Genomic DNA, 16,787 nt, shown 5'->3' on the forward strand with positions numbered 1-16,787 from the left:
GCGCTTTGGTCAGGAGAATATTGATTGCCGGCACGGGTCTGGCGACCGCCGCATTGATTGGTTGGGACCAGGCGCCGGAGCACCGCGCGCCGGCCGTGGCCTCTGCCATCAGGGCTGCCTATGGGCGCAGCCTGCCGAGCAGGCCAGGCGTTTTGCCCGCCGCCCCTCCGGCTTCGATCGCGCAGGCGCCGCGGCGCACGCAAGCTGCGGCGAGCGAGCCTGCGGCGCGCCCGGTTGCCGAAGTCGCGCCGCGCGAACGGCTTGCGGCGTTGCGTGCGCCGCTGTCGCCAGATACGGGCCACGATCCATTCAGCGTTTCATCCTGGCTTCCCCCGCCTGCGCCACCGGCCCCGCCCGCTCCGGCCCCGCCGCCTCCGGCACCCACGGCGCCGCCGTTGCCGTTTGCCTATGTAGGCGCGCTGGGTGCGGACGTATCGAAGGAGCAAGTGTTCCTGAGCAATGGCGACCGTTTGTTGATCGTATCGCTGGGGGATGTGATTGACGGGCAATACCGCCTTGAGGCGATCACGGCAACAGGTGCGACCTTTACCTATCTGCCGCTTAACGTGAAACAGGTCATGTCCACCCAGGGCGAAGGAAAGTAAATGAAATCCCGGTGCAGATCGGACGCTGCCTGCAGAGTAGAGCGCTGCGACGCGTCCCTCAGGTCAATAGCCGCGTCAGGTTGCACGGCGCCTCGCGCGTCTTATGCCAGCTACCACGCGCGTCGATTCAGTGCGGCCCTGATCGCGATGGTGCTCGGTGGCTGTGCGGTGGAGCCAGGCGCGCTGCGTAACGCAAGCGTTCGCCAGCCCACCGATGCGCAGATACAGCTGAACTACATGCACGAACGCAACGGCCAGATGAATGCGATTCTGGATGAAGTGGATCGGCTGCGAGCCAGCTACCAGTTTCATGAAGCCGTGCTGAAGCTCGATGAGGCGAGCAGGATCGATCCCACCAGCGAGCGAGGGCGGAAGCTGGGCGCGGCGCTACAGATCGATATGCGCGATCTTGTCATCCTGGCGGAGGTCCAGCGGATGCTTGAACGCGGCTCATACGACAGCGCGGCGGAGCGTGTGCGTGAGGTGCTTGCGGAGAATCCGACCAACGTCCAGGCACAGCAGATGATGAGGCTGATCGAAGACAAGCGGCGGCAGCTGCGGGCCGCGCGCGAGGAGAAAAGCGCGGCCGCGTCGATCATGCGTACGCCGGTGACGCTGCAGTTTCGCGACGCGAACGTGCGGATGGTCTTTGAGGCACTGTCGCGCACGTCGGGCTTGAATGTCATCTTTGACCGTGATGTGCGCACCGACCTCAAGACGACGATCTTCGTGACCAACGCCGCGATCGAGGACGCGGTCAATCTGATTTTGTTGCAGAACCAACTGGACAAGAAGGTCCTGAATGCGAACACGCTCTTCATCTATCCAGCCACGCCAAACAAGCAACTGGAGTACCAGGAGCTGAAGGTCCGAACCTTCCAGTTGTCGAACATCGACGCCAAACAGGTGCAGGCCTTGTTGAAGAGCTTGCTGAAGATCAAGGAGATCGTGATCGACGAACATGCCAACACCCTGTCGATTCGCGGAACGCCCGACACCATTCGGCTCGCGGAACAGCTGATCGCCGCACAGGATCTTCCCGAACCCGAGGTCATGCTGGAGGTTCAAGTCCTGGAGGTCTCGCATGAACGGCTGACGGACCTGGGAATTGCATGGCCGAACAGCTTCACGATGGCCACGCCAAGCACGGCGTCCACTTGGGGCGCCCTGCACACGCTGCCGATCAACCAGCTGGTGGTCAGCGGGCTGTCGGCGACGGCGAATTTCAAGCTGACGGATACTGACGCGAACCTGCTTGCGAGTCCTCGCATCCGTACCCGTAACAAGGAAAAAGCAAAGATCCTGATTGGCGACAAGGTGCCGGTGATATCGAGTTCGAGCACCCCGAGCACCAGTGGTCCGTCCTATGCGCAAAATATCCAGTACCTGGATGTCGGTATCAAGCTTGAGGTTGAACCGCAGGTCTACCGCGACGACGATGTCGGCATCAAGATTAGTCTCGAGGTCAGCAACATCACGAAGACAATATCGAGCAGCAACGCGCAGACCGGCCTCAGCTCGCTGGCTTACCAGATCGGCACGCGCAGCGCATCGACCAGCCTGCGTCTCAGGGATGGCGAGACACAGGTGCTCGGCGGCCTGATTTCGGATGCCGACCGCACCACGGCGGACAAGGTGCCTGGCCTGGGCCAGTTGCCGGTGCTCGGGCGCTTGTTTTCGGATCACAACGGCGACCACGTCAAGACGGAAATCGTTTTGCAGATCACCCCGCACATCATCCGTCCTCAACGCGTCGCGGATGCCGATACGCGTGAGATCTGGTCCGGCACCGATGCCAATGTGCGCACCGAGCAGTTGCGTCTCGATCCCGCCAGCGCCCCCGCGCCCGCAGTTGCCGCTCCCATGGCGCCGGTCAAGCCAGGCAGGGTTGGCGGCGGAACCGTGGCACCCGTGGTGCCCGTGGCACCGGCGAGTGTCGGCGGTGCGGCCATTGGAGAGGGAACACCTGCTGCCGCGGGTGGCGGCGCCTCTCCGCCCGCGCCTCCTCCGGTGCCGCCCAGAGGCTCGCTCGGGCAGGCTCCCGCGGCGCCGCGGACAACCCCGCCGGTGGATCCGTATGCGGGGAGGTTCCCGGCGATCCAGGCCGCGCCGGCGGCACCGGTGGCGGCGGCGCCTGCTGATGCGAACGCGGTCGTTCCGGACGCGACCGGCACGGCAGGCGCGACGCAGGTGCCTGCACCCGCGGCAGGGCCATTTCCTGCGCCAGCCTCAATCCTGAAGATGCCGCCCGGCGACATGTCCAGCGACAACCCACTCTATCCGGTCCCCAACGGGACGCATTGACTCATGACGCTCCAGGCCCAGTCTGCACGTTGCCGCGGCCGTCCGCTCCTTCATGGCCGCGGTTTCACCTTGATGGAGCTGGTGGTAACGCTGGCACTTGTCGGCATTGTCGCGCTGGCGATCCTGCCATTTTCCGAATTGATGGTGCAGCGTGAAAAGGAGCAGGAGCTAAGGCTTGCGTTGCGGCAGATCCGTACCGCGCTGGACGCCTACAAGGACGCCAGTGACTACGGGTCGATAGAAAGAGAAGTCGGTGCTTCCGGCTATCCGCCGACACTGACCGTGCTGGTGACCGGCGTCAAAGACGCGAAGGATCCGAAGGCCGGGCTGCTGATGTTCCTGCGCAGCGTGCCGCGCGATCCGTTCTTCAACGGTGACGCCTCCACGCCGGCGGAGGACACCTGGAACTCGCGTGCCTACGGCAGTGTGGCGAGCGGCCCGCAAGGCGGCAATGACGTGTTTGACGTGTCATCCAAGACTGACCGCCTTGGTCTCAACGGCATTCCCTACAAAGATTGGTGAGGCCCATGATGAAACCCGCTCGCAGCCGCAGGCTCCATGGGTTTACCTTGATCGAACTGATGGTCGTGATGGCGATCATCGGCTTGCTGCTGACCATTGCGCTACCGCGCTACCTTCGCAGCATCGATCGTGGCAAGGAGCAGGTGCAGCGGCAGAACCTTGCCGTAATGCGGGATGCGATCGATAAGTACTTCGGTGACAATGGCCAGTATCCGGAGAATCTCGACGAACTGGTGCTAAAGCACTATCTGCGCAGGGTCCCGGAAGATCCGGTCACGGGTGGCACCAGCTGGACGGTCATCGCGTCGCCGGATACGGACAAGGCCGGCGTCTATGACGTCGCGCCGGCGGTGCCGGCCGCTGCCGTGGTGCCGGAAAAATGAACCGCCTTCGCTGTGTGCGTCGTTCAAGGCGGCATCGCCAGGGCGACGGCGCCCATGGCCTGGTCCTGCTGACGCTGCTGATCGCCCTGATCCTTGTTTCCGTGGCATTGCTGGGCGCGCTCGACGTCTGGGCGCTGCAGCGGCAGCGGCTGCAGGAAGAGGAGTTGCTGTTTGTCGGCAACCAGTACAGGCTGGCGATCCAGCGTTACTACCAGGCGGGCCGGACTCTGCCGGCATCGGTCGACGACCTGCTGGAAGACAAGCGCTTTCCGGTGCCGCTACACCATCTGCGGCGTGCTTACCCGGACCCGATCACCGGGAAGAACGACTGGCTGTTTCTCCGCGACGGCGACCGTATCTACGGTGTGTATAGCAAGTCCACGGCGCCCGCGATCAAACACGCGAATTTCCCCCGGCGCTATGCGGATTTCGCCAACGCGAAAACCTATGGCGAGTGGCAGTTCCTTTATCTGCCGCCAGGTCGCCGAAGCCGCGCGAGTAGTGCTATTCCGAGTACGCAGGATTCGATCGGACAAGCCGACGCAGCTGCCCGGCGCACAGGCGTGAACAACGCCTCTCCATTTAGTCCAAACGGACGGTCCAGATGATATCGCCGGCGCAGGGAAACCTTCGATGGATTGCCCTACCGCATCAGTAGGGTGTTGACCCATGCAAACCTGCATCGGCGTTATCCACAATACAAGCGTGGGGAGAGAACCGCAGAATGGGCGTCCCCGAAACGAGACGGTTGAAGGGGCGTTGCGCTACTTCGTTCATCGGGCCGGGGACCAGGGCCAGGGATTTTACAGGCCCAGGGAGTTTGCTTATCCCGGCGCTGGTGGCGCGCTTTGCATTGATCAGTGATGACCGGCAAGGACGGGTGTCGTTGCCGCAGGCGTGGGAATTGATGTCCTACGGGAATTGCGCTGGCTGACCCGCAGGAAGGAGGTTATATGTTTAGTACTCGCATATATCGCGGCGGCCTGTCGGCGCTGGTTTTGCTTCTCTTCGCTCTACCTGCGGCAGCCCAGTCATTCCGGGTTCAATGTCCTGAAGAAACGCCGCTTCATCCAAAGTCGGCCACAGGTGTGATCAGCGATGGAATCAAGTGTCAGCAGATCTCCGGTGGTGACGGCTACGCAACGATGGGCGATGGCACGCAGACCTACTTGTTTGCCTTCGGTCCACTATCGGGCCTCACTGATATCAAGAACGGCCTCCCGGGAACGCAGAAGGCGTCCGTGTTTCGCACGCCAGAAGATCCGAATGGCGCGATCGGCCTTGTCCCGGATCCGAATGCCGGTGGCGCCATCACGGGACACGTCGATGCGCGGGCGATCATGGATGTCGGCGTCATGAACGGCAACATGCCGGCCCCTACCATGGCGATCGACGAGGACGACGAATTCTTCCTGACCCTGACGAACGTCGGAATGATCATGCGCCCGGACCTGTTCGAGCAGCACACTGTGCACTTCCACGGCTACCCGAATGCATCCTCGTTCTACGACGGTGTGCCGGATGCCTCCGTCGCCATCAACATCGGCGGCAGCTTCACTTACTACTACCTGGCGCCGGACGCGGGAACCTACTTCTGGCACTGCCACATCACCCCGCCGGAGCATCTCCAGATGGGCATGGTGGGTCAGATCTATGTGCGGCCACGCCAGAACCGGGTCCCTTTGAACGGTTCGCTGTACACCGCGTTGCAAGCCCAGCAGAGCGATCCGCGCACGAAGTGCGGCGGCGACATTCTGTGCTCGACGCCGCTGCCGCGCGTGGACAATGGTGCTACCCACCAGCCCAACAAGAGTAACTCACCGACGCTGTACGCCTACAACGACGGCGATGGCACCACTGCCTACGACGTCGAGTACCCGATCCAGATCCATGGTTTCGATCCGAATTTCCACTTCGTCGGCATGACCTTCAACCCGGAGCCATTTACCGACATGAAGGACAAGTACTTCCTTTTGAACGGACGGAGCTATCCGGACACGGTAGCGCAGGGGGCCATGAGTACACAGGTGGCGGATGGCACAGCGCATTTCTCGCAGCCGCTGCCGACCGTTATCAACATTCCACTCGGTGGAAAGGCGTTACTAAGGATCTCGGATCTCGACGTCAGCGAGTTCCAGACGCTGGCTTCACTCGGCATACCGATGCATGTCGTCGGTGTCAACGCGCGATTGTTGCGCGATATGACGGGCAACAATCTGGCCTACGACACGAACTCGATCACACTGGGGGGCGGTGAATCGATCGATGTGATCCTGGACGCAAGCAACAAGAACCTGTACCCGGTGGGATCGACGTATTACCTGTACACGCCGAATCTGGATCACCTTTCGAATGACGCCGAGAACTTCGGTGGCTTGATGACCGAGGTCCACATCTGCAATGTGGTGGACCCGACTACCAAGTCCTGCAATTAGGAGAAGCGCCGTGGGCCACTCTACCAGCAACCCGTGGATTGCGACTTTCGCGCGGCTTGCCTGCGCTATCGTTGCCGTGCTGTTCTGCGTGCCGGTATACGCCGCGGCGCCAGGCATTACGGGGACGAGTTTCGATCTGACTGCCGAGGCGGCGCGTATTAGCCAGCCGGATGGATCCAGCATCTACTCCTGGGGCTACGGCTGCCGTGCCGGCGGCACTGCGCCGGCCGGCTTTTCCCCTGCGGCCATCCCCGGTGCGACCTGTCCTAGCATGCAGATACCGGGCCCGACGCTGATCGTCAGAAAGGGCGATACCGTGACGGTGACGCTCAGGAACAACCTGCCGGCGGCCGCCGGCAATACCTCGATTCTCTTCCCCGGGTTTCAGGTCACCACGTCAAACGGCGTGCCAGGCCTGCTCACCGGGGAGGCCGCGCACGGCGGGTCGGTCACCTATAGCTTCGTCGCAACGACGGAGGGTACCCATGGTTACTACAGCGGCACGCAGGGCGACCTGCAGATAGAGATGGGACTGTATGGGGCCATCATTGTCTTGCCGACCACCATACCTGCTGGCTGCCGGGCCGTCGGCAGCACGCTGCCGGACGGACAGACCGACTTCCGCAACGCGGCGGCAGCCTACACCAACAGCGCGTCGTGCTACGACCGCGAGTACCTGTTTCAGTTCGCCGAGATGGATCCCCGCATCCATTCCCAGGCGGAGCAGCAGGTCGGGACACCGGCCGGGAAGGCGTGCACACGGCCCAACGGCTGCATGACCGTCGAGACCGAACCCTATCATCCAGCGTATTTCATGATCAATGGCCGCTCCATGCCCGACGACATGGATCCGAACTATGCCGTGCAGTATCCGCACCAGCCGTACAACGGCAATCCGCATATGCACCCCGGAGAGCTCGTGCTGCTGAGAATCATCGGTACCGGCCGCTGGCAGCATCCGTTCCATGAGCACGGCAATCATGTGCGGGTGCTGGCCCGCGACGGCAATTTGATACTCAGCCAGACCGACAATGTCTCGCCTGCCGGGCCGCTGCTGTTCACTACGACGACCACACCTGGCGTGGCGATGGATGGCATCTTCTACTGGACGGGCCGAGGTCTCAACTGGGACGTGTATGGCCATGTCGACGGTGGCTTGTACACCGACCCGGCGTTCCCTGCATACCTCGGCAAGCCGGTGGTATGCACCCCGGACGCAAACGGTTACTACACGGCAGACCCGATGGCGCCGAACTACTACGAGTGGTGCCAGGATCATAACAAGGCCCTCGAGACCCATCCGTTCGGCCAGGTCGGCAGTGGCGGCCCTGTAACGCTACCCGATGCGAACATCCTGACGAACGGTACCTGGTATGGCGGCAGTCCCTATCTGGGGCCCGATGCGACGGTCCGCGCTGTTGGGCCTACGGGCACTACGCCGCCCTCGGGCACGATCGCGAATCCTCCGACGAGCGAAGCTGGGTTCGCCTTCATGTGGCACTCGCACAATGAGCGTGAGATCACCACGAACAATATCTTCCCGGGCGGGATGATGATGATGATGCTTGTCGATCCACAAGCCTTCACGATCAACGAAGCCAATTAGAGGTCAGGGGAAACGCGATGAGATCCAATCAGTTCAAGGCGAGCCTCTTCGACTTGGTCAAGACAGGCCTCGCTGCATCGATTCTATTGATGGCGAGCTGCGCGTCGTTCGCGCAGAGTGTCAACCTGACCGCGAGCGCGACAAGTACCACGCTGCCCGACGGACAAGTTGTGCCGATGTGGGGCTACACCTGCACCGGCGCCGCTGCGCCCGCCGCTTGCAAGGGCTTGAATCCGAATGCCGGGACGAGCTGGACGCCAGTGGTGATTACCGTCCCTCCTGGCAATCTGACGATCAACCTTACCAATAATCTGCCGGTGCCTCCGGGCGCCACCTCGGGAATTCCCACGTCGCTGGTGATCGTGGGTCAATTGGGCGGCGGTTTGGGCGCGGCGCGAACAACAATGCCCAGCCCGAACCATGCGGTCCAGGCCGTGACCTGGCCGATCGCCGGGGATAGCAATGGCGCTACCTTTAGTCCGCCCAATCAGGGGCCCCGGGTCCAGTCCTTTGCAACCGAAGTGGCCACGGCCACAGGCGCAAGCCCAACGGCGCTGACATGGAGCAATCTCAAGCCCGGTACTTACCTGATCGAATCGGGAACCCACCCGTCCATCCAGGGTCCGATGGGTCTTTATGGCGTGCTGGTGGTTACCACCGCTCCCGTAGTGCCCGCGCTGGGCACCGCCTATCCGGGCGTCACCTACAACGCGGACGTTCCTCTGCTGCTCAGTGAAATCGATGCCACGCAAAATGCCGCCGTGGCTACGGCTGTGTCGACCGCGAATTTCAGCGAAACCTCCTCCCGCGTCCTCAGGGACTCTGTCAGTTCCATCTCGGTGGCGCTCGACTCCGCCGGCAACCCCATCGCGGGTACTGGCTACAAGGCTGGCGATTTCGTCGCGTTCTCCGGTGGCGGCGCTTCGGTAGCGGCGACGGCTCATGTCGCAAGCGTGGACGGCACCGGCGCTATCACTGGTATCACGGTCGACAGTGCCGGGACGGGCTATTACGCCGTTCCCGACGTTACGGTAACGAGTACCACCGGCACCGGGGCGCAGGTCGTTGCGGCGTTGACCTTGACTGGCGTGATTTGCAGCGACCGCGCAGCCGCGTGCTATCCGCCTGCTGTCAACTACGATCCGCGCTACTACCTTATCAATGGCATCGCTTTCGACAGGACCAAGACCGCCACTTCGCTATTCTCGACGAACCCTGCCAACGCCACCGGCAGTGTCCTGGTGCGCTTCGTCAACGCTGGTCTGCGCATGCACGTACCGTCCATCGTAGGGGCGCTGACAACCGACAACAGTTCGGGTACGCCCAAGGTGGTTTCGGGACTGTCGCTGCTAGCGGAGGACGGCAATCTCCTCCCGGGGACCCGGCGAGTGCAGAATGAAGTATTCCTGGCTGCAGGCAAGACGTATGACGTACTGATCAATGCCCCCGTGGCTGTCGCTCCGGCGACCGCGCCAGCAGCCCTGGCGGTGTTTGATCGCCAGCTGAGCCTATCCACCAACAATCAGCGCGACGGCGGCATGATGGCATATATCGGTGCCAATGGCGCCACACTGCCCGCCAGCGGGGTGACCGCGAAGGCCAACCCCGACTCCTACTTCCTGGTTTCGGGCAATAGCCTGACGGTGGCGGACCCTGCCAAGGGCGTGGTCGCCAACGACGTGGGCGTCTACGGCGTCAAGCTGCTGACAGCACCCACGGGCGGCACGGTCACCTTGAATCCTGATGGTACGTTTACCTACGTGCCCAATACTGGCACTGCGTCCGACAGCTTCACGTACCAGGCGAACGGAAACGCCGCGCTGACGGCGAAGGTGACGCTGGCCGCCTGTACCGGTAATTGCAAGGGAGGGGCGCCCACAGCCGGCGGCGACAGCTTCCTCAGTAACATTGCATCGCGGTTGCAGATCGGCGCGCCCGGCGTGCTGGCGAACGATAGCGATCCTTCACAGCTTCCGCTGACTGCCGCGCTGGTCGCCGGCAGCGCCACGGGCGGCACGGTCATGCTGAACGCGGACGGCTCGTTCACGGCAATACCCACGGCTGCGCCGGGCCCCGCAACGACGGCTAGCGTGACCTTCAAGTACAAGGCGGTGAATTCGCAGAAGACATCGAGCAATGCTGCCACGGTGACGGTGACGTTCAAGGGCGGCAGTGGCCTTGTCGTGAACGTATTTGACGCGCCGAGCGTGCGACCGGGGGCAACGCCGGTCAAGATCACCGACTACCGCTGGATCATCGAGGAAGACCGCACCTTCCAGATCGACCTCGCATGCCAGGTGAACTCCGCCACGCGGCCGGCCAATTGCCCGCCGCTGCCGGTGCCGAGCCTGGGGACCAGCTTCCATACCAGCTACATGCCTGTCATTGCCGCGGGCTGTGTCGGTCAGGTTGCTTGCGAGGCGGGGCAGACAGTCTTCGACCCAGCGAGCAATTCGCACATGCCAGCCGTGTGCGATGTTGGCAATGGCGTCTGTCGCACGGACTCCGCGCAGCAGGCCCCGGTCGACCCGAGCCAGGTAGCGCTCGACCCGGCCAAGCACTACTACATTTCGATCTTGCCCGGCGATGCCGGCAACCCCTTCGCTGCGGGCGCGGGCGCTCCCCAGCCGGTCGATCCAGCCAAGCCCCAGGGGTTGCAGAGGCCTTTCAGTATTGCCAAGGACTGCCCGTCGGTCGCGGATTTCGCCCCCGGAACGGGAACCTGTGGCCACGGCATGGGCGGCGCGCCGATCGCGCCTGCACAGAAGACGGTCAACATACCGCTGCAACAAACGCCGCTGGCGACGGCGAAGGTCTCGGTGTTCGTGTTCGAGGATGATGCACCGCTTAACGGCGAAGTCGACGTCAGCGGCGGCACCGAGGGCTTCGGGACGTCCCGGGAGCCGGGACTGGGAGGCTTCGAGATCAAGCTATTCGACGACGCCGGTGGCACGGGCGATCCGACCGGACAGATGACGTACGACATGTTCAACATGCCGCTTTCCAATTCGCTGCAGGGGATGATCGATCCGATCACGCACCTGAATGCGTGCCCGATCTCGCCAACGCCGAAGTCGGCGAAAGACGGACTGGTCGGCATGATTCCCACCTGTCCGAAATATGAATCCGATGGCACGACACTGTCCCCGCTGGTCGGCCAGGCCATCATCGCCAATCTGATGCCCGGCAGATACGGCGTGGTCGCAACGCCGGCAGCCGACAGAATTGCCAAGGGCGAGGAGTGGCTCCAGACGAATACGCTCGATGGACAGAAAGCCCATGATGCCTTCATCAAGGTAGGCGGCCCGGCGTACTTCCAGGAGTTTGGCCCGGCCGGCTTTCACGTCTCCGTCGGCTTCGCCAACGCGAAGATCATCAATGATCGCAGGACCAATGCCGCGAAGTCTGGCCTATGCGACCGTTCCGGAGCCTCGTGCGCCAATGCGGTCAATGGCAGAATCACCAACCTGCACTACAGCCGGCCGCCCAACCAGCATCTCTACGGCAGCGGCTCGCGCGACTCCCTGGCTTTCACGCAGTGCTATGTGAGCCTGGGGGATCCGGACGGCGAGGACATCGCCTTCACCAAGTGCAACGACAAAGGCGAGTTCAGCTTTTCCGGTATTCCCGATGGCACTTTCAGGCTAACGGTCTTCGACCAGTGGAACGATCAGATCGTCGATGGCCTTGCCACGGCGGTACAGCTTGGACCTAACGCGAGGAGCGTCAATGTCGGGGATCTCGCGGTCCTGCAATGGCACACGAATCTCTATACCAGATCATTCATCGATCTGAACCGTGACGGCGTCTCGCAGGACGGCGAGCCTGGCCTCACGCTGGTGCCGACCAACATCCGCTTCCGCGACGGCAGCTATTCCAATTTCAACAATACCGACCTCAACGGCTACGCCGCGTTCAACGAGATCTTCCCGCTGTTCAACTGGTATGTGGTGGAAGCCGATACGACCCGTTTCAAGCAGACGGGTGTGCACGTGGTCTATGATGCCGGCGGTCCGCCGGATGGCACGCCTGGCGGCGGTAAGTCGAGCATTGCGGCGAATTTTGCCAACACAACGGAATCCGCGACTGCACATCTGCCAGACAAGCTACGGGTCCCCGGCGCGGTGTACTGCGACAACGCGGATTGCACTGGCTATTCGATCCTGCACCCCGGCCACAGTGCCGCCAACCCGTCGACCGGCCGGATCGATCCGCCGTCGGTGACCACCCTTGGCTGGCAAGGCTTCTCGGGCCAGAGCTCGTTCATCGAGTTCGGCAAGACGCCGTTCGCCGCAAACGAGAACGGTGGCATCAAGGGTGAGGTGATCTATGCCTCCACGCGGCCGTTTGACGACCCCGCGCTGCTGATCCACACAAGCTGGACGCCCAACGTGCCGAACGTGACTGTCAACCTGTATCAGGAGGGCACTGCTAAGGATGGAACGCCCAGCCTGACCCTGGTGGATACCACCACGACCAGCAGCTGGGACGATTGGGCGCAGGGCTTCCGCAGCGACGGCGTGCCCAATATGAACTGTCCGGGCCAGGAAACCACCGACCCGTACTTCTTCACACTGCAGAACAGCACCCAGTGGCTCGATCCGAAGCACACTGCCTTGCCGGCAAAGTCCCAGTTCAAGTGCTATGACGGCATGCATATGTTCAATCAGCTGCAGCCCGCGCCTTACGATGGGATGTACCAATTCCCCAGCGTGAAAGGCAGGAATCCGCAAACCGGAAGGCCGATGGGTACCAACTGCAGCATCTGCGTGCCGAATCCCGCGGGTGGCGGAGTCTTTGAGGCCGGAACGCCCATGCTGCCCCCCGGCAAGTATGTGGTCGAGGTGGTTGTGCCCCCGGGCTACGAACTGGTGAAGGAGGAGGACAAGAACATCCTCATTGGCGACAACTACATCGCGCCGGTGACCCAGCAGTTCGCTGGCCTGGGCAGTATCTTCATCCTGCCCGACCAGGCGGCGGTGAATGCCACCTATAACGCCAACAATCCGCAGAACCCGACCACGGATCTGGGATCCACGCCCAGGCATGAGGGCGATACCGGGAGCGTCGAGACCTTCTGGCCCTGCGTCGGTGCGCTGCGCATCGTTCCCGACTATATCAGCCTGTTCCCGGGCTCGCAGGAGGTGGCGCCGTTCGCCGGTGCGTCGCGGCACCTGTGCGACCGCAAGGAGGTCACGCTTACCGATCAGATGACGGTGCTGGCGAAGTTCTGGGTATTCAGCTCAACCCACGTCGCTGCGCACTTCACCGGCTTCATGCTGGACGACTTCTCTTCGGAATTCGACCCGTATTCGCCGCAATTCGGCGAGAAGTTCGCCGTACCCAACGTGCCGGTGTCGATGAAGGATTTCGGCGGCAACGAAGTGGCCCGTGTGTACTCCGACCAGTGGGGCATCTTCAATGGCCTGAACTATTCGACCTGGGAAGTCAATCCGCCGAATCCGACCGGCTATGCGCCGACCATGATGGTCGCATGCATGAACGACCCGGACATGCCGGATCCCGCGCACCCCGGGCAGACCATCAGGGATCCCATGTACAACCCCGCGTACAGCCAGTTCTGCTACGAGATTCCCTTCATGCCAGGACAGACCCAGTACATGGACACGCCGGTGGTGCCGGTGCAGGCCTTCGCGGATGGATATAACCAGCCTGACTGCGCGTATCCGGATGCCACGCCTGCGATCTCGAAGGTCGTAGGCGATGCCAGCAACGGCGGTGCCGGTCCGTGGGTCAGCGCTGCGGGCCACACTTTGACCATTAGTGCCTTGGGCGACCAGCAGGTAACCAACCATGCCTATAGTGGACCAGGGGCGAGCAAGGTCCCTTACAATCAGAAGTTCATCACGCGCCACTATGGTTTCGGGAGCTGGTGTACCAGCGTCGGAGGCGCCTGCACTGTGCCTTCGAGCGTAACCATCGGCGGCACGCCTGCGCAGATCACGGCGTGGACCGACCAGTCGATCACTGTCACGGTGCCTGCGCTGTCATCGGACCATGGCGAACTGGTGATCACCGCGGGCAATGGCAAGAAGTCCGTCGACACCGTCAGCGTCAGCATCGGCGGCAAGGCGCCGACCTACGTCGCTGGCGAAAACGCCACCGGCAACGCCATCCAGACGGCGATCGACAAGGCCGTCCCCGGCGACTTGATCATCGTCGGCCCGGGTGTCTACCAGGAGATGCTGCTGATGTGGAAGCCGGTCCGACTGCAGGGCGTTGGCGCTGCCTCGGTGACTGTCAACGCGAATACGCACCCGTCTGGCAAGATGGACCCGTGGCGGGCGCAGGTCAGCTGCCTGTTTGGCATGTCGCGCAACGGTGGGGTGATCTCGCCGACCAATCCGTTCGACCCGACCAACACCTATAGCTGTCCCACGGGCCTGGCAACCGATCCGCTGGCCATGCAGCGGCGGATCGACCCAATACCGTTCGAGCCCACCCTCGGCTGGGACAGCACGCTCAACGGCAACCTGGGCGAGCTTCTGATCGAGCCCACGCTGATGGGCGCGTACGAAGGCGCGGCCATTACAGTTCTGGCGAAGGGCGTGCAAGACGTCAACGGACAGCCCGACCCGAACTGCACCGCGAACGGCATCTGCACGCCGTTGACGGCAAGTGCCGCGGATTGCGCGAACAATCCCAGCAACTTCCTCTGCAATCCGTCGCGTATCGATGGCATCACCTTCACCAACAGCTCGCAAGGTGGCGGTGGCATCTTCCTGCACGGCTGGAACCACAACATGGAGATCTCCAATAACCGCGTCTTCGGCAATGCCGGCACGCTCACGGGCGGCATCACGATCGGCCAGGTCGAGGTACCGGACGGGACCATCGGTGCGGACGGCGTGACGCAGATTCCGTTCGGCTTCAACATGAACGTGAATGTGCATCACAACGCGGTCACCTCCAACGCTTCCTACGGTGATGAAATCAATTCGACCACGCCATCGGCGGCCGGCGGCGTGACCTTCTGCTCGGGAGCCGACAACTACCACTTCAACTACAACTGGGTGTGCGGCAACATGAGTAGTGGTGACGGCGGCGGCGTGGCCCACTTCGGCTTCAGTTATAACGGCGACATCTCGCACAATCTGGTGCTCTTCAACCAGAGCAACAACCCGACGCTACCTACCTACGGGGGCGGCATCATCGCCCAGGGAGTACCGCCGGATGGCACCTTCTGCGAGAACCAGACCGTCGATGTCGATTGCGCACCGCAGCTGTCCGACGGCGCAGGCCCGGGCCTCACGATCGACGGCAATCTCCTGATCGGCAACACGGCGGAGAGCGGTAAAGGCGGTGGTCTGCGGCTGCAGGGCATCAACGGCACCGATGTACAGCGCAGTCCCAATGACGCGTCGAAGTGGTACCGGGTTTCCGTCACCAACAACATCATCGCGAACAACGTCGCGGGGTGGGCAGGGGGCGGTGTGTCGATCCAGGATGCGGTGGGCGTCAACTTCATCAACAACACCATCGTTTCCAACGACGCGACGGCGTCGGCAGGCGTGCTCTTCAACACGCCCGCGGCCGCTCAGTCCAATGTACCTCCGCCGACGAAGTGCACCACGGTGGGCGCGGAAACGACTTGCGATCCGATCACCACGTCGACCTACCAGCCGGCTGGTCTCGAGACGGCGCGGCACACGCCGAACTTCATCGCAGCGTTCAGCAATGCAGGGGTCACCTGCCCGGTTGGAACCTCTGCCTGCACGACGTTCTCGAACCCGGTGATGGCCAACAATCTGTTCTGGCAGAACCGTTCGTTCTACATCACGGTGGGCGGCCTCAATCCGTCGATCCCTGGCTTGCAGAACGTGGTGACGCTGAATCCGACGCTGAACCAAGCTGGGAAGACGACGGGCTATTGCGACCCTAAGGCTATCTACTGGGACATCGGCGCCTTTGGCGACTCCGGACCGAGCAAGCATGAGTCGGGCCTGACGCTCAGCCCGCAATTCTCGATCCTGACTGACGCCGCCGACTACCAGGGGGCAAGCAACCTGGGTTCCAACCCCGCTGTTGTCAGCCAGTACTGCAATGGCTCGCGGGTTCCGCCGGAAGGTGGAGGGGTCGGATTCGCCGTGCCGCCGGGTATCTCGGATACAGTCTTGCCCAACCCGCTCTTCGGCCTGATGCCGACGGCGACCCCGGATGAAGGCAATCAGTGGATCAATATGTCCTACGGACCGCTCTCCCTGTTCAACGCCAGCATCTCGTCTGGCAGCCCGGGCTACAACGTGCCACTTGGCAACTACGCGATCACGTCGGGTTCGCCGGCAATCAATACCGCGACCGACGCGGGTGCCCCGAATCACGACTTCTTCGGTACCGTCCGGCCGCAAGGCGGCAAGTTCGATATCGGAGCGGTTGAGTTCGTGGCAGGCGCCTCGCCCAGCGCGACCCTGACGCTGTCGACCCAGGACTTCGGCAGCGTCGCGCGGGGCGATGCGGGGCCGGTTCATGTCTTCACGCTAAAGAACACGGGTAGCGTACCGCTGACAGGTATTGCGAACCCGGTGATCACCGTGGATAACACGAACTTCTTCATTGTTGCGCAGCAGACGACGTGTGGCAGTGTCAACCCAACCGGGGCCAGCAGGATCACCAGCCTGGCTCCGAACGGCACCTGCGCCATCGCCGTGCAGTTCAGGCCTGCCGGCCGGGATGCAGCAAATTCCACGCAGAACGGCACGCTCAGCATTACCGATAGTTCCGGTACGCAGACGTCGGCCTTGAAGGGGGTGGCAGTTCGTTAGGAATGGGTGGGAGCGCGAAGTCGAGGCGCGAAGGGGGAAGGGGGCGCGGCACTTGTCGCCCCCCCCCAATGTCGAAGAAGCAGGAACCAGTGGCCATCCGGGAGTGGCGTGCGAACATGTCCAGTCATGCAAGGAACTTGACGAGGATC

8 protein-coding genes are annotated in these 16,787 nt (G+C 62.5%); all 8 read left to right on the forward strand.

Annotated features, from left to right (window positions below):
* The first annotated feature begins 20 nt into the window (after positions 1–20).
* The 8 genes from AC1RQK_RS36040 (at position 21) to AC1RQK_RS36075 (ending at position 16,638) form a co-directional block, all read left to right on the forward strand.
* Positions 21–605 (forward strand): hypothetical protein, encoded by a 585-nt coding sequence (locus AC1RQK_RS36040; protein WP_492814168.1) that lies wholly within the window; start codon positions 21–23, stop codon positions 603–605.
* Positions 606–2,909, forward strand: coding sequence for a secretin GspD/PilQ domain-containing protein (locus tag AC1RQK_RS36045; RefSeq protein WP_492814170.1), 2,304 nt, complete (start codon positions 606–608; stop codon positions 2,907–2,909).
* Positions 2,910–2,912: 3 nt separating this feature from the next.
* Positions 2,913–3,431: a type II secretion system protein gene (locus AC1RQK_RS36050; RefSeq protein ID WP_492370957.1), complete on the forward strand. Its 519-nt coding sequence runs from the start codon at positions 2,913–2,915 to the stop codon at positions 3,429–3,431.
* A gap of 8 nt (positions 3,432–3,439) precedes the next feature.
* Positions 3,440–3,814: a type IV pilin protein gene (locus AC1RQK_RS36055; protein ID WP_492814205.1), complete on the forward strand. Its 375-nt coding sequence runs from the start codon at positions 3,440–3,442 to the stop codon at positions 3,812–3,814.
* 65 nt (positions 3,815–3,879) lie between these two features.
* Entirely contained in the window at positions 3,880–4,422 is a 543-nt protein-coding gene (locus tag AC1RQK_RS36060; protein WP_492370966.1) for a type II secretion system protein, read from the forward strand.
* A gap of 345 nt (positions 4,423–4,767) precedes the next feature.
* Entirely contained in the window at positions 4,768–6,249 is a 1,482-nt protein-coding gene (locus tag AC1RQK_RS36065) for a multicopper oxidase domain-containing protein (protein ID WP_492370956.1), read from the forward strand.
* 10 nt (positions 6,250–6,259) lie between these two features.
* On the forward strand, positions 6,260–7,855 hold the full coding sequence (locus AC1RQK_RS36070) for a multicopper oxidase domain-containing protein (protein WP_492814172.1): 1,596 nt from the start codon (positions 6,260–6,262) through the stop codon (positions 7,853–7,855).
* Positions 7,856–7,872: 17 nt separating this feature from the next.
* Positions 7,873–16,638, forward strand: a complete 8,766-nt coding sequence (locus AC1RQK_RS36075) for a cadherin-like domain-containing protein (protein ID WP_492370954.1) — start codon at positions 7,873–7,875, stop codon at positions 16,636–16,638.
* Positions 16,639–16,787: the final 149 nt, after the last annotated feature.

The sequence above is a fragment of the Cupriavidus sp. GW822-FHT02D05 genome (assembly GCF_058802485.1).